Genomic DNA, 17029 nt, shown 5'->3' on the forward strand with positions numbered 1-17029 from the left:
TACACAGGTTATCCACAAAATCTCAGACAGCGATCTGATCACTTGCGGCCGGTGCCTGCGGGGCCGGTGGCAGCGAACCCATTTCCCGCTGAGTCTTCTCGTTCCAGGCTTGCACCCGGTCGTTCAGCTCGGCGATGGCGCGAGGGCCAGTACCGTCGGCGTACATCGGCTCGCCGATGACGACAGTGATCACGCCAGACTTCTTGCCCCAACCGATTTTCGGCCAGAACTTGCCGGCATTGTGTGCAATCGGCAGGACCGGAAGCGCCGCATTCACCGCCAAAGCGCTACCACTGCGGGAGAATTTGCCGACAGTGCCGTAAGGAACACGCGTACCTTCCGGGAAGATCAGCACCCAAACGTTGTCCTTGAGCAGTTCATCACCTTTGGCGGCGACCTGTTTCAAAGCAGCTTTCGGGTTGTCGCGATCAATCGCGATCGGCCGCAACATGGCCATGGCCCAGCCGAAGAACGGCACGTAAAGCAATTCGCGTTTGAGCACTTGGCTCAATGGCGAAAAATAAGCGGAGAGAAAGAACGTCTCCCAGGTGCTCTGATGGTTCGACTGAATCACGCAGGGCCGGTCAGGCACGTTTTCCGCACCTTTGATTTCGTAACGAATACCGAGGAACACCTTGGTCAACCACAAGGCGCAACGGCACCAGTACACGTTGATAAAACGATAGCGCGCCTTGAACGGCAGAAACGGCGCGATAAAAAAACTCAAGCTGCACCACAGCAGGGAGGTGGTGCCCAGCAGCAGGTAAAAGAGAAAAATCCTGATGGCCCGCAGTATCGACATAGTGACGTTTACCGTTACGGGGCAATGCCCGAGTGTTCAAGCGCACTCCCGATCAATCCCTGGTCAGGAAATTCAGAAGTACTCTAGTTGTGGATAAGTTCTGCGGCAATCGCCGCCAGATCGTCAAAAATCAGAGTGCCAACCGGCAGGGTTTTGCCCTGAGTCTTTGCGCCTTTTCCGGTCTTTACCAAAACTGGCTGTGAATCGACGGCTTTGGCGGCCTCCAGGTCACCAAGGCTGTCGCCGACGAACCAGACATTGTTCAGTTCGACGTTGTAATGCGCCGCGATGGTTTTCAACATCCCCGGTTTCGGCTTGCGGCAATCGCAGCCTTCGTCCGGCCCATGCGGGCAATACACGATCAGCCCGACTTCACCGCCCTGCTCCGCGACCAGTTCGCGCAAGCGCGCGTGCATGGCATCCAGGGTGGCGAGGTCGTAATAGCCGCGCGCAATGCCCGACTGGTTGGTGGCCACTGCCACCGTCCAGCCGGCCTTGCTCAACTGCGCAATCGCTTCGATCGAGCCGGGCAACGGAATCCACTCCGCCACTGACTTGATGTAAGCGTCGGAGTCGTAATTGATCACTCCGTCCCGATCGAGAATCAGCAGTTTCAACAGCAATCCCTCAACCCAGCAGCGAAATGTCGGCAACACCGAGGAACAGACCACGCAAACGCGCCAACAGCGCGTAACGGTTGGCCCGCACATTGGCGTCGTCGGCATTGACCATCACCGCGTCGAAGAACGCATCGACCGGCTCACGCAATGCCGCCAGGCGTGCCAGCGATTCGTTGTACTGACGGGCAGCGGCCATTGGCTGTACAGCCTGATCCGCTTGCTGGATCGCCGAGTACAGCGAGAACTCGTTGGCGTTGTCGAAGTACTTGGCTTGCACCTCGGTCGGTACCGCGCCTTCGAGTTTGCTCAACAGGTTCGATACACGCTTGTTCACCGCCGCCAGCGCTGCCGCTTCCGGCAGTTTGCGGAAGGCTTGCACCGCTTGCACACGTTGGTCGAAGTCCAGCGCCGAACCCGGCTTCAGGGCACGTACCGACAGGTAAGTGGCTACTTCGACGCCTTCATCTTCGTAACGCGCACGCAGACGGTCGAAGATGAATTCCAGAACGGCTTCGTTGAGACCGGCTGCCTTGACCTTGGCACCGAACGCATTCACCGCGAATGCGACGGCATCGTTCAGGTCCAGATCGAGTTTTTTCTCGATCAGGATACGCAGCACACCCAGTGCCGCACGGCGCAGGGCATACGGGTCTTTGCTGCCGGTTGGCAGCATGCCGATACCGAAGATACCGACCAGGGTGTCGAGTTTGTCAGCGATGGCAACGGCTGCACCGGTCAGGGTCGCTGGCAGTTCTGCACCGGCACCGCGTGGCATGTACTGCTCGTTCAGCGCCAGCGCGACGTCTTCCGGCTCGCCGTCATTGAGGGCGTAGTAGTAACCGGCGACACCTTGCATCTCCGGGAACTCGCCGACCATTTCGGTGGCCAGGTCGCACTTCGACAGCAGGCCTGCACGGGCAGCCCACGAAGCGTTGCCGCCAATGCGTGCGGCAATGTATGCGGCCAGCTTGGAAACGCGCTCGGCCTTGTCGTAGACGCTGCCGAGTTTTTCCTGGAACACCACGTTCTTCAGGCGATCATTGAAGGCTTCGAGTTTCTGCTTCTTGTCTTGCTTGAAGAAGAACTCGGCGTCGGTCAGGCGTGGACGAACCACTTTCTCGTTACCGGCGATGATCTGTTGCGGGTCTTTGCTTTCGATGTTGGCCACAGTAATGAAACGTGGCAGCAACTTGCCGTCGGCATCCAGCAGGCAGAAGTACTTCTGGTTGTCCTGCATGGTGGTGATCAGCGCTTCTTGCGGCACGTCGAGGAAGCGTTCCTCGAACGAGCACACCAGCGGCACCGGCCATTCAACCAGCGCGGTCACTTCGTCGAGCAGTGCTGGCGGAACGATTGCCGTGCCTTCCTGACGGGTGGCCAGCTCTTCGGTGCGCTTGCTGATGATCTCGCGACGTTCGTTGGCATCGGCCAGCACGTAAGCGGCACGCAGGTCGGCGAGGTAGCTCGACGGCGAACCGATGCGCACGCTTTGCGGGTGATGGAAACGGTGACCACGGGAATCACGGCCAGCCTTTTGCGCGAGGATGGTGCAGTCGATGACCTGGTCACCGAGCAGCATCACCAGCCATTGGGTCGGACGCACGAACTCTTCCTTGCGCGCACCCCAACGCATGCGTTTCGGGATTGGCAGGTCGTTCAGCGAATCTTCGACGATGGTCGGCAGCAGGCTTGCGGTCGGCTTGCCGGCGATGCTCTGGCTGTAGCGCAGTTTCGGGCCGCTCTGATCGATTTCGCTCAGATCGACGCCGCACTTCTTGGCAAAACCCAAGGCTGCTTGCGTTGGATTGCCTTCAGCGTCGAACGCCGCCTGACGTGGCGGGCCATCGAGGTTGATGCTGCGATCCGGTTGCTGAGTCGCCAGCGCGGTGATCAGCACAGCCAGACGACGCGGCGCGGCGTAGACGGTTTTAGTCTCGTAGCTCAGGCCAGCGGCTTGCAGGCCCTTATCGATACCGGCGAGGAACGCTTCAGCCAAGGTGTTCAGGGCTTTCGGTGGCAGTTCTTCGGTGCCCAGTTCAACCAGAAAATCTTGCGCACTCATTGTGCTGCCTCCAGCTTGGCCAGTACTTCGTCACGCAGGTCCGGGGTCGCCATCGGGAAGCCCAGCTTGGCGCGTGCCAGCAGGTAGGCTTGCGCAACGGAACGCGCCAGGGTGCGTACGCGCAGAATGTATTGCTGACGCGCGGTCACCGAGATCGCCCGGCGCGCATCCAGCAGGTTGAAGGTGTGCGAGGCCTTCAGGACCATTTCGTAGCTCGGCAACGGCAGCGGCTGGTCGAGCTCGATCAGACGCTTGGCTTCGCCTTCATAGAAGTCGAACAGTTCGAACAGTTTGTCGACGTTGGCGTGCTCGAAGTTGTAAGTGGACTGCTCCACTTCGTTCTGGTGGAACACGTCGCCGTAGGTGACTTTGCCCATCGGGCCGTCAGCCCAGACCAGGTCGTAGACCGAGTCCACGCCTTGCAGGTACATGGCCAGACGCTCGAGACCGTAGGTGATCTCGCCGGTTACCGGGTAGCACTCGATGCCGCCCGCCTGCTGGAAGTAAGTGAACTGAGTCACTTCCATACCGTTCAGCCAGACTTCCCAGCCCAGACCCCAGGCGCCGAGGGTCGGCGATTCCCAGTTGTCTTCGACGAAGCGAATGTCGTGGACCAGCGGGTCCAGGCCGACATGCTTGAGCGAGCCCAGGTACAGTTCCTGGAAGTTGTCCGGGTTCGGTTTCAGGACGACCTGGAACTGATAGTAGTGCTGCAGACGGTTCGGGTTTTCACCGTAACGGCCGTCAGTCGGACGGCGGCTTGGCTGCACGTAAGCGGCGTTCCAGGTTTCCGGGCCGATGGCGCGGAGGAAGGTCGCGGTGTGGAAAGTGCCGGCGCCTACTTCCATATCGTAGGGCTGAAGTACCACGCAACCTTGCTCGGCCCAGTATTGCTGGAGCGCGAGGATCAAGTCTTGGAAGGTACGCACGGCTGGCGTAGGCTGGCTCACGAAATTCACCTGTTTCTTGGGCTGCGATTTAAAGAGCGGGAGTATACCCGATTCATTGCTGCGCACGCCCCCTGGAGCCTTATGCCACGCTGCTTTTGGTGTACCGAAGATCCGCTGTACATGGCTTATCACGACCAGGAGTGGGGCACGCCGCTACGCGATGCGCAGGGTTTGTTCGAGTTGCTTTTGCTCGAAGGGTTCCAGGCCGGGCTGTCCTGGATCACTGTACTGCGCAAACGCGAGCGTTATCGCGAGGTGTTGTTCGGCTTCGATGTGCAGCGCGTGGCGCAGATGAGCGACGCCGAAATCGACGAGTTGATGCTCGATCCGGGGATCATCCGCAACCGCCTCAAACTCAATGCCGCCCGCCGTAATGCCCAGGCCTGGCTGGCGCTGGAGGACCCGGTGGGGTTCCTCTGGTCGTTTGTTAACGACCAACCGATCATCAATCATTTCAAGGATCGCAGCGAAGTCCCGGCGATCACCCCCGAAGCGCTGGCGATGAGCAAAGCCTTGAAAAAGGCCGGGTTCACGTTCGTCGGCCCGACCATTTGCTACGCATTGATGCAAGCCTCGGGCATGGTCATGGATCACACTCAGGATTGCGACCGCTACGCGCAGCTCGCCAACGGCGGTTAGAATGGCCGCCTCGCGCACCGCACAAGATCAGGAGTGACCTGTGGAAAAGTTTAAAGGCGCCTTGCTGGTAGGCGCTCTGCGGCTGTTTGCCCTGCTGCCATGGCGGGCCGTGCAGGCCGTGGGTTCGGCGATCGGCTGGATCATGTGGAAAACCCCCAACCGCTCCCGCGACGTGGTGCGGATCAACCTAGCGAAATGTTTTCCACAGATGGATCCGGCCGAACGTGAGCGTCTGGTCGGGCAGAGCCTGAAAGACATCGGCAAGTCGCTGACCGAAAGCGCCTGCGCGTGGATCTGGCCAGCGCAGCGCTCGATCGACCTGGTGCGCGAAGTCGAAGGCCTCGACGTGCTGAAAGATGCTCTGGCCTCGGGCAAAGGCGTAGTCGGCATCACCAGCCATCTCGGTAACTGGGAAGTGCTCAATCACTTCTACTGCAGCCAGTGCAAACCGATCATTTTCTACCGTCCGCCGAAGCTTAAGGCAGTGGACGAATTGCTGCGCAAACAACGCGTGCAACTGGGCAACAAAGTCGCCGCGTCGACCAAGGAAGGCATCCTCAGCGTGATCAAGGAAGTGCGCAAAGGTGGTGCAGTGGGCATTCCCGCTGACCCGGAACCGGCCGAATCCGCCGGGATCTTCGTGCCGTTCTTCGCCACGCAAGCGCTGACCAGCAAATTCGTGCCGAACATGTTGGCCGGTGGCAAAGCCGTCGGCGTGTTCCTGCATGCGTTGCGCCTGCCCGATGGATCTGGCTACAAAGTGATCCTCGAAGCCGCGCCAGAAGCCATGTACAGCACCGATACCGCCGAATCCTGCGCAGCGATGAGCAAAGTCGTCGAGCGTTATGTGGCGGCGTATCCGAGCCAGTACATGTGGAGCATGAAGCGCTTCAAAAAGCGTCCGCCGGGCGAAGAGCGCTGGTATTGAGCTGATTGGCATGATCTGTGGATAACTTCTCTGGTGAGGTTATCCACAACCGTTCATCAAAGGGCGCAACAAGATGTCCGAACACCGCAAATCTTTCCGCATCAAGATTACCCACGACAGCTTTGGCGAATGCCTCGGGCAGACGCGCAATCTGTCGCCCACCGGGGTGTTTGTGCAGCATCCGGTTTTGGCTTCTTTACCCAAAGGTGCAGTGGTTTACGGCCAGGTGCAGGGACTACCCACAGGCGCGCCGCGGGTGCGCATGGAAGTGGTAACGGTGGATGCCGACGGTATCGGACTTCGCTACCTTTGATTTACTGCGCCTGACGATCCAGCTTCTTCAGAAACACCGTCATTTCCTTTTCGGCCTGCTTGTCGCCATGGGCGCGGGCCGCTTCCAGACCTTGTTCCCACGCTTGCCGCGCGGCGGCGTGATCGCCCAGCGCCAGATGCGCCTTGCCCAATAGTTTCCATGCCGCCGAATACTTCGGATCAAAACCGACACAGCGCTGGAAATGCTCGGCAGCCTTGGCGTTTTCGCCCAGATCCAGATAACCCTTGCCCAGGCCGAAGCGCAGCAAGGAGTTATCCACACCCTTGGCGAGCATTTTTTCCAGGGATTCGAGCATCGGTGGATTCCTTTTCTAGTGCGTCAGAAAGATCTGCGGTGCCGCCATCGCTGGCAAGCCAGCTCCCACAAGGATCTCGGGTGCACATCACATTTGTGAACAACCGAAAAACCTGTGGGAGCTGGCTTGCCAGCGATGGGGCCAATGAAGGCACCGCTCATTCAGGATCAGAAGAAGCTCAACCCCACATGGAACAGCTTCTCCACATCGCGAATATGCTTTTTATCCACAAGGAATAGAATCACATGGTCGCCCGCTTCGATCACCGTGTCGTCGTGGGCAATGATCACTTGTTCATTGCGGATCACCGCACCAATCGTAGTGCCGGGCGGCAGGCCGATCTTCTCGATCGGTTTGCCGATGACCTTGCTCGACTTCGCATCACCGTGAGCAATCGCCTCGATCGCTTCTGCGGCACCGCGACGCAATGAATGCACGCTGACGATATCGCCACGACGCACGTGGGCCAGCAGCGTGCCGATGGTCGCCAGCTGCGGGCTGATGGCGATGTCGATGTCGCCGCCCTGGATCAGATCAACGTAGGCCGGGTTGTTGATGATCGTCATGACCTTTTTCGCCCCCAGCCGTTTGGCCAGCAGCGACGACATGATGTTGGCTTCGTCATCGTTGGTCAGCGCGAGAAAAATGTCGGCGTCGGCGATGTTCTCTTCCAGCAGCAAATCACGGTCAGAAGCGCTGCCCTGCAACACCACGGTGCTGTCGAGGGTGTCGGAGAGATAACGGCAACGCGCCGGGCTCATCTCGATGATTTTCACCTGATAACGGCTTTCGATGGCCTCGGCCAGACGCTCGCCGATCTGCCCGCCACCGGCAATGACAATGCGTTTGTAGGTTTCGTCGAGGCGGCGCATTTCGCTCATCACCGCACGAATATTCTCACGGGCAGCGATGAAGAAGACTTCGTCATCGGCCTCGATCACCGTATCGCCCTGCGGCAGAATCGGTCGGTCACGGCGGAAAATCGCTGCCACGCGCGTCTCGACATTCGGCATGTGTTCACGCAACTGACGCAGTTGCTGACCCACCAACGGCCCGCCGTAATAGGCACGCACCGCCACCAATTGCGCAGCGCCTTCGGCGAAATCGATCACCTGCAACGCGCCGGGATGCTGGATCAGGCGCTTGATGTAGTTGGTCACCACTTGCTCGGGGCTGATCAACACGTCGACCGGAATCGCTTCGTTCTGGAACAGCTGTTCCTCGCGATTGAGGTAAGACGCTTCGCGCACCCGGGCGATTTTGGTCGGGGTGTGGAACAGGGTGTGGGCCACCTGGCAGGCGACCATGTTGGTCTCGTCGCTGTTGGTCACCGCCACCAGCATGTCGGCGTCGTCGGCACCGGCCTGACGCAGCACCGACGGCAGCGAGCCACGGCCCTGCACGGTGCGGATGTCGAGGCGGTCGCCGAGGTCGCGCAGGCGTTCGCCGTCGGTGTCGACCACCGTAATGTCGTTGGCTTCACTGGCCAAATGCTCGGCCAGCGAACCGCCGACCTGTCCCGCACCGAGGATGATGATTTTCATCCAGTCACTCCGTTGAATCCGTTTAGCCGCGCGCGGCAGCGATCTTGATCAGCTTGGCGTAGTAGAACCCGTCATGCCCGCCCTGCTGGGCCAGCAATTGGCGACCATGGGGCTGTTTGATTCCGGCCGGGGTGGCCAGATCGAGTTCGCGGGCACCCGGGGTGCGCTCGAGGAACGCGGCGATGACTTCGGTGTTCTCGGTCGGCAGGGTCGAGCAGGTGGCGTAGAGCAGGATGCCGCCGACTTCGAGGGTTTTCCACATGGCGTCGAGCAGCTCGCCTTGCAATTGCGCGAGGGCAACGATGTCGTCCGGTTGACGCGTCAGCTTGATGTCTGGGTGGCGGCGGATCACGCCGGTGGCTGAGCATGGTGCGTCGAGCAGAATGCGCTGGAACGGTTTGCCGTCCCACCATTTCTCGGTGTCGCGACCGTCGGCGGCGATCAGTTCGGCATTCAGACCAAGGCGTTCAAGGTTTTCCTTAACCCGCACCAGTCGTTTGGCTTCCAGATCCACCGCGACTACGCCGGCCAGCGCCGGTTCGGCTTCGAGAATGTGGCAGGTCTTGCCACCAGGGGCGCAACAGGCGTCGAGCACGCGTTGACCCGGTGCCAGATCGAGCAGGTCGGCGGCCAGTTGCGCCGCTTCGTCCTGCACGCTGATCCAGCCTTCGGCGAAACCTGGCAGGCTGCGCACGTCGGCAGCGGCTTCGAGAATGATGCCGTCGCGGCTGTAAACGCATGGCGTCGCAGCAATGCCCGCCTCGGTCAGCAGACCAAGGTAGGCGTCGCGGCTGTGATGGCGGCGGTTGACCCGCAGAATCATCGGCGGATGCGCATTGTTCGCTTCGCAAATGGCTTCCCACTGCTCAGGCCAGAAGGCCTTGAGGGATTTTTGCAGCCAGCGCGGGTGAGCAGTGCGCACCACCGGATCACGTTCCAGTTCGGCGAAAATTGTTTCGCTTTCGCGCTGGGCGTTGCGCAACACGGCGTTGAGCAGGCCTTTGGCCCACGGCTTTTTCAACTTGTCGGCGCAACCGACGGTTTCGCCGATGGCGGCGTGGGCCGGCACGCGGGTGTAGAGCAATTGGTAGAGACCGACCAGCAGCAGCGCTTCGACATCGGCGTCGGCGGCCTTGAACGGTTTCTGCAGCAGCTTCTCCGCCAGTGCCGACAAGCGTGGCTGCCAGCGCGCGGTGCCGAAGGCCAGATCCTGAGTGAAGCCGCGATCGCGATCCTCGACCTTGTCCAGTTGCGTCGGCAGCGAACTGTTCAGCGAGGCTTTGCCGCTGAGCACGGCGGCGAGTGCCTTGGCGGCGGCCAGACGCGGGTTCATTGCGCGTCCACCGCTGCGCCGAGTACGGTGCCGAGAGCAAATTTCTCACGGCGGCTGTTGAACAGGTCGCTGAAGTTCAGTGCCTTGCCGCCAGGCAATTGCAGACGGGTCAGGCACAGCGCTTGTTCGCCGCAAGCGACGACCAGGCCGTCCTTGCTGGCGCTGAGGATTTCACCCGGCGCGCCATTGCCCTCGGCAAGCGTCGCCGCCAGCACTTTCAGTGCTTCACCGTTAAGGGTGCTGTGGGTGATCGGCCATGGGTTGAAGGCGCGCACCAGTCGCTCCAGCTCAACCGCCGGGCGGCTCCAGTCGATGCGTGCTTCGTCCTTGTTGAGCTTGTGCGCGTAGGTGGCGAGCTCGTCGTTTTGCACTTCGCCTTCCAGCGTGCCAGCAGCCAGACCGGCAATCGCTTGCACCACGGCCGGCGGACCCATCTCGGCGAGACGATCATGCAAGGAGCCGCCAGTGTCTTCACCGGTGATCGGCGTGACGACCTTGAGCAACATCGGCCCGGTGTCGAGGCCGGCCTCCATGCGCATTACGGTAACGCCGCTCTCGGCATCACCGTGTTCGACGGCGCGCTGGATCGGCGCCGCACCGCGCCAGCGTGGCAGCAACGAGGCATGGCTGTTGATGCAGCCCAGACGCGGAATATCCAGCACCACTTGCGGCAGGATCAGGCCGTAGGCGACCACCACCAGCAAGTCCGGTTTCAGCGCGGCCAGTTCAGCCTGTGCATCGGCGTTGCGCAAAGTCGGCGGCTGCAACACCTGGATATTATTTTCCAGGGCGAGCTGCTTGACCGGGCTCGGCATCAGTTTTTGCCCGCGACCGGCCGGGCGATCCGGTTGGGTGTAGACCGCAACGATCTCGTAGGGGCTGTTCAGCAGGGCCTTGAGGTGTTCGGCGGCGAATTCCGGGGTGCCGGCAAAAACGATGCGCAGTGGCTCAGTCATGAAGGGCGTCTCATAAAAAGAAAAAGGCTTGCCGCAGCAAGCCTTTGAAGGAGGGGCATCAAGCGTTCTGGCGGTGCTGCTTTTCCAGTTTCTTCTTGATCCGGTCGCGTTTGAGCGTGGACAGGTAATCGACGAACAATTTGCCGTTGAGGTGGTCGCATTCGTGCTGGATGCACACCGCGAGCAGGCCTTCGGCGATCAGCTCATAAGGCTTGCCGTCGCGGTCCAGCGCCTTGATCCTGACCTTTTGCGGGCGGTCGACGTTTTCGTAGAAACCCGGTACCGACAGGCAGCCTTCCTGGTATTGGTCCATTTCTTCGGTCAGCGATTCGAACTCGGGGTTGATGAACACCCGCGGTTCGGTGCGGTCTTCGGAAAGGTCCATCACGACGATACGTTTGTGCACGTTGACCTGGGTCGCGGCAAGGCCGATGCCCGGCGCTTCATACATTGTTTCAAACATGTCATCGACCAACTGACGCACTTCGTCGTCCACTACAGCCACAGGCTTGGCGATAGTGCGCAGACGCGGGTCCGGGAATTCGAGGATGTTTAAAATGGCCATAGGCTTTGATTGCTGCACACGTTGAGTAAAGTCGGGCGATGGCCTGGCAGGTCCGAAGATGCAGGCTACCGTTGTGAAGCGTAGCTTGTGCATTTTGCACAAGCGAGCCACGGGGGCTCTGACGGTTCACGCGAATGCACATGATAAAGGGATTCACTGCATGAGGAAAACACTACTCGCCCTGCTGCTGTTGGCTTCGGCCGGCGTGGTGCAAGGGCAAGTGCAACTCAGGGATGGTTTTCCACAGCAATACACGGTGGTTTCGGGGGACACACTCTGGGACATATCCGGCAAATACCTGCGCGAGCCCTGGCAGTGGCCACAACTGTGGCGGGCCAATCCGCAAATTGAAAACCCCAACCTGATCTATCCCGGCGACACGCTGACCCTCAGTTATGTCGACGGTCAGCCGCGTCTGACCGTCAATCGCGGCGAGTCGCGCGGCACCATCAAGCTCTCGCCACGGATCCGTACCAGCCCGGTGGCCGAGGCGATTCCGAGCATTCCGCTGAAATCCATCAACAGCTTTCTGCTGAGCAATCGCATCGTCGACAAGGCCGAGGACTTCGACAAGGCGCCGTACATCGTCGCCGGCGATGCCGAACGCGTGCTCAGCGGTACCGGTGACCGCATCTTCGCTCGCGGCCATTTCGACCCCGATCAACCGGTCTACGGCATCTTCCGTCAGGGCAAGGTCTACACCGATCCGCAGACCAAGGAGTTCCTCGGGATCAATGCCGACGACATCGGTGGCGGTGAGATTGTCGCGACCGAAGGCGACGTCGCCACTCTCGCCCTGCAACGCACCACTCAGGAAGTACGCCTCGGCGATCGTTTGTTCAGCGGCGAAGAGCGCTCGATCAACTCGACCTTCATGCCCAGCGCACCAACGACCAACATCAACGGAGTGATCATCGATGTGCCGCGCGGTGTTACCCAGATTGGCGTGATGGACGTGGTCACGTTGAACAAGGGCAAGCGCGACGGTCTGGCCGAAGGCAACGTGTTGGTGGTGATGAAAACCGGCGAAACCGTGCGTGATCGCATCACCGGTCAGCCGCTGAAAATTCCCGATGAGCGCGCCGGTTTGCTGATGGTGTTCCGCACCTACGACAAACTCAGCTATGGCCTCGTGCTCAACGCATCGCGCTCGCTGGCGGTGCTCGACAAGGTGCGAAATCCGTAAGCTTGCTTCACAAGTTACCAACAGAGTTATCCACAGCTTGTTCCGAATGGTTCGGGACTTATAACGATCAAGGATGATCCATGATGCTGTCTGTCTGCACGCCGGTTTCGCCAGCGGAACTGGAAGCGCGTCTGCGCCTGCACCGCTTGCCGGACATCGGTCCGAAGCGGTTTGCCAAATTGCTCGAAGCTTTCGGCTCGGCGTCCAAAGCCATCAGCGCGCCAGCGAGTGCCTGGCGCTCGCTGGGAATGCCGGCGGCCTGCGCCGAAGCGCGACGCTGTCCTGAGGTGCGCGATGGCGCGAGCCATGCAATGCGCTGGCTAGAGCGGTCGGATCATCATTTGCTGATGTGGGATCAGGCGGATTATCCGGCGCTGCTGGCACAGATTCCGGATCCACCGCCGTTGCTGTTTGTCGCCGGGGATCCACTGATTCTGGAAAAACCGCAACTGGCAATGGTGGGTAGCCGACGCGCTTCGCGTCCGGGAATGGACACGGCAGCGGCGTTTTCCCGCAGCCTCGCCGGGGCCGGTTTTGTCATCACCAGCGGTCTGGCACTGGGCATTGATGCCGCTGCGCATCAGGCGGCACTGGATGTCGGTGGCTTGACCGTCGGTGTGTTGGGTACCGGGCTGGAAAATTTTTATCCACAGCGCAATCGGCGCCTGGCTGACGCGATGATCGCGTCCGGCAGCGCAGTGCTTTCGGAGTTCCCGCTGGATGCCGGGCCGACGGCGAGCAACTTCCCGCGTCGTAACCGGATCATCAGCGGATTGTCTCTGGGAGTGCTGGTGGTCGAGGCCAGCGTTGCCAGCGGTTCATTGATCACTGCGCGGCTGGCAGCCGAACAGGGGCGCGAGGTGTATGCGATTCCCGGCTCGATTCATCACCCCGGCGCGCGCGGTTGTCACCAATTGATTCGCGACGGCGCGGTGTTGGTGGAAACCATCGAGCACATCCTCGAAGCCCTGCGTGGCTGGCAGCATTTGCCATTGTCCGCAGACACCGCGAAAGTCGATCATCCATTGCTCATATTGCTGCACGCCGCGCCGCACACCAGCGAAGGTTTGGCCGACAGCAGCGGCTGGGCGTTACCGAAAGTGCTGGCGGCACTCACCGAACTGGAAATGGACGGCCGCGCGGTATGCGAAAACGGTCGCTGGTTGGCCAGGACAAGCTAGGTTTTACAAGGAAGATCGGTAAACTGCGCGAAACCTGATTGCGGAGAGTTTTTTCATGGTCAACAGTTGGCGTGTGCAACAAGCCGCACGAGAGATTCGCGCCGGGGCGGTGATTGCCTATCCAACCGAAGCCGTCTGGGGGCTGGGTTGCGACCCATGGAACGAAGAGGCCGTGGATCGGTTGCTGGCGATCAAGAATCGATCGGTGGTCAAAGGGCTGATTCTGGTTGCCGACAATATTCGCCAGTTCGATTTTCTGTTCGAAGACTTCCCGCCAGAGTGGATTGACCGCATGGCCAGCACCTGGCCGGGGCCGAACACTTGGCTGGTGCCGCATCAAGGTTTGTTGCCCGAATGGGTGACCGGTATGCACGACACCGTGGCGCTACGGGTCAGTGATCACCCGCAGGTGCGCGATCTGTGCTCGATGGTCGGGCCGTTGATTTCGACCTCTGCCAACCCACAGGGGCGCCCGGCAGCGCGCACTCGCTTGCGGGTTGAGCAATATTTCCGTGGGCAGATCGATCTGATACTGGGCGGGCAACTGGGTGGGCGCAAGAACCCCAGCGTGATTCGTGATCTGGCGACCGGCAAAGTCATCCGTCCCGACTGATCCAGCCTCTAACATTAGTAACGTGAGTACTCCTCGCCTTGACGGCGAGGAGTACTACGCGTGCCTGCGATTTATCCTGCAATGATGCTTGTTGTTGCGTCGGAAAAATCATCAACTATCTGAATTAACTGAATTTTCCCACCTGATTATCAGACCGCGTTTCGTGGCGGTATCGCCAAAAGCAACCATCCTTTCCCTGCACTCGAAACACTTCGATAAGTTAAGGTCTGCGGAGAAAGAATGGACACTACGGATTTGCAACTCACGGAATACTTGCAGACGCTTCAGGTGACGTTAAACAGTCATCAGGAGGGATGCCGGATCGTGATGCTTGAAGCGGGGTCGGATACCCAAGTGTTCGATCGGTTTATCGAACGGCAATTTCGGCTTCGGCTGCAGCATTACATGCTGACATCCAGGGCGCGGATGCTCGAAACCCGACTGGCGACACGGCCGCGAAGTACCCACTTTCTGTTGTATCGGCACGATCAGTTGCTGGCGGTATTGAGGGCCACTCCGGCGCCGTTCGAGTGGGCTTCACTGGCGCAGCAGCATGTTTCGCCCACGGTGGCGTTGTCACGCCATGTCGAACTCAGTCGCTTGATCTCGTACGCGCCCAGCGAACAGCCTATTGCCGTCGACAGTCTGATGGCGGCCGCTGCCGAGTGGGCCATAAAACAGGGCTATCAAGGTGTCACTGCGTTGTGCAGGGCATCGCAGTTGCGCCTGTACCAGCGTTTCGGTCTGATGCCGGTTGCCTCCAATCCCATGCATATCGAACAGCGCGCACGCGGGGATTACTGGGTGCTGTCAGCCGAGTGGCGGCAAATCCTCGCAGCGTTGCAACAGCCTGATTCCGCGACTGTCGGTCATCGGACGCCAAGACCGTCGGCGGCTCATCCACAGAAGTACTGAACACGCTCGAAGCGTCCTGCCAGTCATGGATCTGAAACCCTGACTGGCAGGACGCCGGGAGGTATCAAGGCAGCAGGACGGTGGAACCGGTGGTGCGGCGTGCCGACAGTTCGGTTTGTGCCTTCGCCGCATCAGCCAGTGGATAACGCTGGCTGATGTCCACCTTCAACTTGCCGCTGATGATCATCTCGAACAATTCATCGGCCATCCGCTGCAGGTTTTCGGCATTGTTGGCATAAGTTGCCAGTGTCGGCCGGGTTACGTAGAGCGAGCCTTTGGCGGCAAGAATGCCCAGATTGACCCCGTCCACCGCGCCGGAAGCATTACCGAAGCTTACGACCAGACCGCGCGGCGACACACTGTCGAGAGAGGTCAGCCAGGTGTCCTTGCCGACGCCGTCATAGACCACCGGGACTTTCTTGCCATCGGTCAACTCCAGCACGCGTTGCGCAACGTTTTCGTGGCTGTAATCGATGGTCGCCCAGGCGCCATTGGCCTTGGCCAGCTCGGCCTTCTCTTTGGAGCTGACGGTGCCGATCAGCTTCACGCCCAAGGCCTTGGCCCATTGGCAGGCGAGCGAACCGACACCCCCTGCCGCAGCGTGGAACAGAATGGTTTCACCGCCCTTGAGCTCATAAGTCTGACGCAACAGATACTGCACGGTCAGGCCTTTGAGCATGACCCCGGCAGCCGTTTCGAAGCTGATTTCGTCGGGCAGGTGCACCAGATTGTCCTGGGGCAGCACATGCAATTCGCTGTAGGCCCCCAACGGGCCGCTGCCGTAGGCCACGCGATCACCGACCTTGAAGCGGGTGACGTCGCTGCCCACGGCCTCGACGATGCCCGCACCTTCAGCGCCCAGGCCGGACGGCAAGGCTGGCGGCGCATACAGGCCGCTACGGAAATAGGTATCGATGAAGTTCAGGCCGATGGCCTTGTTGGCAACGCGTACCTGATTCGGGCCGGGGGTGGCGGGTTGATAGTCAACATATTCGAGCACTTCGGGGCCGCCGTGGGCGCGGAACTGGATACGCTTTGCCATTTGCCTGCTCTCCTTGGGTCTTTTGTGAGCCCCCTATCCAACTCCCATGCTTGATCTTCGTCAACTGCGGCGCGCCGTTGTGCGGTGGTATGCTACGCGCCCATTTGCGTCGCCCGCCTGCGGGGCGCCGCCCGATTCAAGGTGAAGCCATGACGACCCGCACCGACGCCGTAAAGGCCTATCTGCTCGACCTGCAAGACCGCATCTGCGCGGCTCTCGAAACCGAGGACGGCGGCACGCGCTTCGTCGAAGACGCCTGGACCCGGCCCGCCGGCGGTGGCGGTCGCACCCGCGTGATCGAGAACGGTACGGTGATCGAAAAGGGAGGTGTCAACTTTTCCCACGTCTTCGGCAGTGGTCTGCCACCGTCGGCCAGCGCCCATCGCCCGGAATTGGCCGGTCGCGGTTTCGAAGCGCTTGGCGTGTCGCTGGTGATCCACCCGCACAACCCGCATGTACCGACTTCCCACGCCAACGTGCGTTTTTTCATTGCCGAGAAGGAAGGTGAAGAGCCGGTCTGGTGGTTCGGCGGCGGCTTCGACCTGACCCCGTATTACGGCAACGAAGAAGACTGCATCCACTGGCACCGCGTCGCCGAGCAGGCTTGCGCGCCGTTCGGGGCGGATGTCTACCCGCGCTATAAAGCCTGGTGCGACACCTACTTCCACATCAAGCATCGCCACGAACCGCGCGGCATCGGCGGTCTGTTCTTCGATGACCTGAACGAGTGGGACTTCGACACCAGCTTCGCCTTCATGCGCGCCATCGGCGACGCTTACATCGACGCCTATCTGCCGATCGTGCAGCGCCGTAAAAACGATGCTTTCACCGCGCAGCAGCGTGAATTCCAGGAATTCCGCCGTGGCCGTTACGTCGAGTTCAACCTGGTGTACGACCGTGGCACGCTGTTCGGCCTGCAATCGGGCGGGCGAACCGAATCGATCCTGATGTCGCTGCCGCCGCAAGTGCGCTGGGGTTATGACTGGAAGGCTGCACCTGGCAGCGAAGAAGCGCGCCTGACCGAGTACTTCCTGCAAGACCGCGACTGGTTAGGCGAAGCCTGA

At 60.4% G+C, this 17029-nt stretch carries 18 protein-coding genes; 8 read left to right on the plus strand and 10 right to left on the minus strand.

Going from position 1 to position 17029, the window contains the following annotated elements:
* Nucleotides 1-22 precede the first annotated feature (22 nt).
* The 4 genes from AC3IUF_RS00075 to glyQ all read right to left on the minus strand — a co-directional run bounded on the left by AC3IUF_RS00075 (nt 23) and on the right by glyQ (nt 4434).
* Nucleotides 23-802, minus strand: coding sequence for a lysophospholipid acyltransferase family protein (locus tag AC3IUF_RS00075; RefSeq protein WP_463543900.1), 780 nt, complete (start codon nt 800-802; stop codon nt 23-25).
* 83 nt (nt 803-885) lie between these two features.
* Nucleotides 886-1425: a D-glycero-beta-D-manno-heptose 1,7-bisphosphate 7-phosphatase gene (gene gmhB / locus AC3IUF_RS00080; protein WP_176472334.1), complete on the minus strand. Its 540-nt coding sequence runs from the start codon at nt 1423-1425 to the stop codon at nt 886-888.
* Nucleotides 1426-1429: 4 nt separating this feature from the next.
* A complete protein-coding gene (gene glyS, locus AC3IUF_RS00085) occupies nt 1430-3484 on the minus strand; it encodes a glycine--tRNA ligase subunit beta (RefSeq protein WP_007911868.1) in 2055 nt (684 codons plus the stop codon).
* Nucleotides 3481-4434: a glycine--tRNA ligase subunit alpha gene (gene glyQ / locus AC3IUF_RS00090; protein ID WP_034152298.1), complete on the minus strand. Its 954-nt coding sequence runs from the start codon at nt 4432-4434 to the stop codon at nt 3481-3483. Before glyQ ends, glyS begins: the two co-directional genes overlap by 4 nt.
* 81 nt (nt 4435-4515) lie before the next feature.
* Here glyQ and AC3IUF_RS00095 point away from each other — a divergent pair, with 81 nt between their 5' ends.
* From AC3IUF_RS00095 to AC3IUF_RS00105, 3 genes are all read left to right on the plus strand, one after another.
* A complete protein-coding gene (locus AC3IUF_RS00095; RefSeq protein WP_095113126.1) occupies nt 4516-5073 on the plus strand; it encodes a DNA-3-methyladenine glycosylase I in 558 nt (185 codons plus the stop codon).
* Nucleotides 5074-5113: 40 nt separating this feature from the next.
* The gene (locus tag AC3IUF_RS00100; protein ID WP_008084359.1) at nt 5114-6001 is read left to right on the plus strand and encodes a lysophospholipid acyltransferase; all 888 of its coding nucleotides are present in this window, start codon (nt 5114-5116) and stop codon (nt 5999-6001) included.
* Nucleotides 6002-6074: 73 nt separating this feature from the next.
* Nucleotides 6075-6314 carry a PilZ domain-containing protein gene (locus AC3IUF_RS00105; protein ID WP_007911864.1) on the plus strand — a complete coding sequence of 80 codons (240 nt, stop codon included), beginning with the start codon at nt 6075-6077 and terminating at the stop codon, nt 6312-6314.
* Between the two features lies 1 nt (nt 6315).
* Here AC3IUF_RS00105 and AC3IUF_RS00110 read toward each other — a convergent pair whose 3' ends face one another.
* The 5 genes from AC3IUF_RS00110 to def form a co-directional block, all read right to left on the minus strand.
* The gene (locus tag AC3IUF_RS00110; protein WP_025112265.1) at nt 6316-6630 is read right to left on the minus strand and encodes a tetratricopeptide repeat protein; all 315 of its coding nucleotides are present in this window, start codon (nt 6628-6630) and stop codon (nt 6316-6318) included.
* Between the two features lie 167 nt (nt 6631-6797).
* Complete coding sequence (trkA, locus tag AC3IUF_RS00115) at nt 6798-8174, minus strand: Trk system potassium transporter TrkA (RefSeq protein ID WP_007911861.1); 1377 nt, start codon at nt 8172-8174, stop codon at nt 6798-6800.
* Nucleotides 8175-8196: 22 nt separating this feature from the next.
* Nucleotides 8197-9507, minus strand: a complete 1311-nt coding sequence (gene rsmB, locus AC3IUF_RS00120) for a 16S rRNA (cytosine(967)-C(5))-methyltransferase RsmB (RefSeq protein WP_095113124.1) — start codon at nt 9505-9507, stop codon at nt 8197-8199.
* Nucleotides 9504-10463 carry a methionyl-tRNA formyltransferase gene (fmt, locus tag AC3IUF_RS00125; RefSeq protein ID WP_414916328.1) on the minus strand — a complete coding sequence of 320 codons (960 nt, stop codon included), beginning with the start codon at nt 10461-10463 and terminating at the stop codon, nt 9504-9506. The genes rsmB and fmt overlap by 4 nt, the downstream gene beginning before the upstream one ends.
* 58 nt (nt 10464-10521) lie before the next feature.
* Nucleotides 10522-11028, minus strand: a complete 507-nt coding sequence (def, locus tag AC3IUF_RS00130; RefSeq protein ID WP_007911858.1) for a peptide deformylase — start codon at nt 11026-11028, stop codon at nt 10522-10524.
* A gap of 160 nt (nt 11029-11188) precedes the next feature.
* On the opposite strand from def, the gene AC3IUF_RS00135 reads away from it, so the two are divergent.
* The 4 genes from AC3IUF_RS00135 to AC3IUF_RS00150 all read left to right on the plus strand — a co-directional run bounded on the left by AC3IUF_RS00135 (nt 11189) and on the right by AC3IUF_RS00150 (nt 14923).
* Nucleotides 11189-12214 carry a LysM peptidoglycan-binding domain-containing protein gene (locus AC3IUF_RS00135; protein ID WP_007911857.1) on the plus strand — a complete coding sequence of 342 codons (1026 nt, stop codon included), beginning with the start codon at nt 11189-11191 and terminating at the stop codon, nt 12212-12214.
* A gap of 80 nt (nt 12215-12294) precedes the next feature.
* Complete coding sequence (dprA, locus tag AC3IUF_RS00140) at nt 12295-13395, plus strand: DNA-processing protein DprA (protein WP_007911856.1); 1101 nt, start codon at nt 12295-12297, stop codon at nt 13393-13395.
* Nucleotides 13396-13450: 55 nt separating this feature from the next.
* The gene (gene tsaC / locus AC3IUF_RS00145; RefSeq protein ID WP_007911854.1) at nt 13451-14008 is read left to right on the plus strand and encodes an L-threonylcarbamoyladenylate synthase type 1 TsaC; all 558 of its coding nucleotides are present in this window, start codon (nt 13451-13453) and stop codon (nt 14006-14008) included.
* A gap of 240 nt (nt 14009-14248) precedes the next feature.
* Nucleotides 14249-14923 carry a hypothetical protein gene (locus AC3IUF_RS00150; protein WP_007911853.1) on the plus strand — a complete coding sequence of 225 codons (675 nt, stop codon included), beginning with the start codon at nt 14249-14251 and terminating at the stop codon, nt 14921-14923.
* 64 nt (nt 14924-14987) lie between these two features.
* On the opposite strand, the gene AC3IUF_RS00155 is transcribed toward AC3IUF_RS00150, so the two are convergent.
* A complete protein-coding gene (locus AC3IUF_RS00155) occupies nt 14988-15965 on the minus strand; it encodes a quinone oxidoreductase family protein (protein WP_007911852.1) in 978 nt (325 codons plus the stop codon).
* A 149-nt stretch (nt 15966-16114) separates the two neighbouring features.
* Between AC3IUF_RS00155 and hemF the strand changes: the two genes are divergently transcribed.
* On the plus strand, nt 16115-17029 hold the full coding sequence (gene hemF, locus AC3IUF_RS00160; protein WP_007911850.1) for an oxygen-dependent coproporphyrinogen oxidase: 915 nt from the start codon (nt 16115-16117) through the stop codon (nt 17027-17029).

This window comes from Pseudomonas sp. KH_040, assembly GCF_057839305.1.

Bases quoted from the DNA above. Each gene is read 5' to 3' on its own strand.
- AC3IUF_RS00105 (WP_007911864.1), top strand. From the start codon at position 6,075: ATGTCCGAACACCGCAAATCTTTCCGCATCAAGATTACCCACGACAGC.
- tsaC (WP_007911854.1), top strand. From the start codon at position 13,451: ATGGTCAACAGTTGGCGTGTGCAACAAGCCGCACGAGAGATTCGCGCC.
- AC3IUF_RS00095 (WP_095113126.1), top strand. From the start codon at position 4,516: ATGCCACGCTGCTTTTGGTGTACCGAAGATCCGCTGTACATGGCTTAT.
- def (WP_007911858.1), bottom strand. From the start codon at position 11,028: ATGGCCATTTTAAACATCCTCGAATTCCCGGACCCGCGTCTGCGCACT.
- AC3IUF_RS00150 (WP_007911853.1), top strand. From the start codon at position 14,249: ATGGACACTACGGATTTGCAACTCACGGAATACTTGCAGACGCTTCAG.
- AC3IUF_RS00075 (WP_463543900.1), bottom strand. From the start codon at position 802: ATGTCGATACTGCGGGCCATCAGGATTTTTCTCTTTTACCTGCTGCTG.
- dprA (WP_007911856.1), top strand. From the start codon at position 12,295: ATGATGCTGTCTGTCTGCACGCCGGTTTCGCCAGCGGAACTGGAAGCG.
- glyS (WP_007911868.1), bottom strand. From the start codon at position 3,484: ATGAGTGCGCAAGATTTTCTGGTTGAACTGGGCACCGAAGAACTGCCA.
- trkA (WP_007911861.1), bottom strand. From the start codon at position 8,174: ATGAAAATCATCATCCTCGGTGCGGGACAGGTCGGCGGTTCGCTGGCC.
- fmt (WP_414916328.1), bottom strand. From the start codon at position 10,463: ATGACTGAGCCACTGCGCATCGTTTTTGCCGGCACCCCGGAATTCGCC.
- AC3IUF_RS00110 (WP_025112265.1), bottom strand. From the start codon at position 6,630: ATGCTCGAATCCCTGGAAAAAATGCTCGCCAAGGGTGTGGATAACTCC.
- hemF (WP_007911850.1), top strand. From the start codon at position 16,115: ATGACGACCCGCACCGACGCCGTAAAGGCCTATCTGCTCGACCTGCAA.
- AC3IUF_RS00155 (WP_007911852.1), bottom strand. From the start codon at position 15,965: ATGGCAAAGCGTATCCAGTTCCGCGCCCACGGCGGCCCCGAAGTGCTC.
- rsmB (WP_095113124.1), bottom strand. From the start codon at position 9,507: ATGAACCCGCGTCTGGCCGCCGCCAAGGCACTCGCCGCCGTGCTCAGC.
- AC3IUF_RS00135 (WP_007911857.1), top strand. From the start codon at position 11,189: ATGAGGAAAACACTACTCGCCCTGCTGCTGTTGGCTTCGGCCGGCGTG.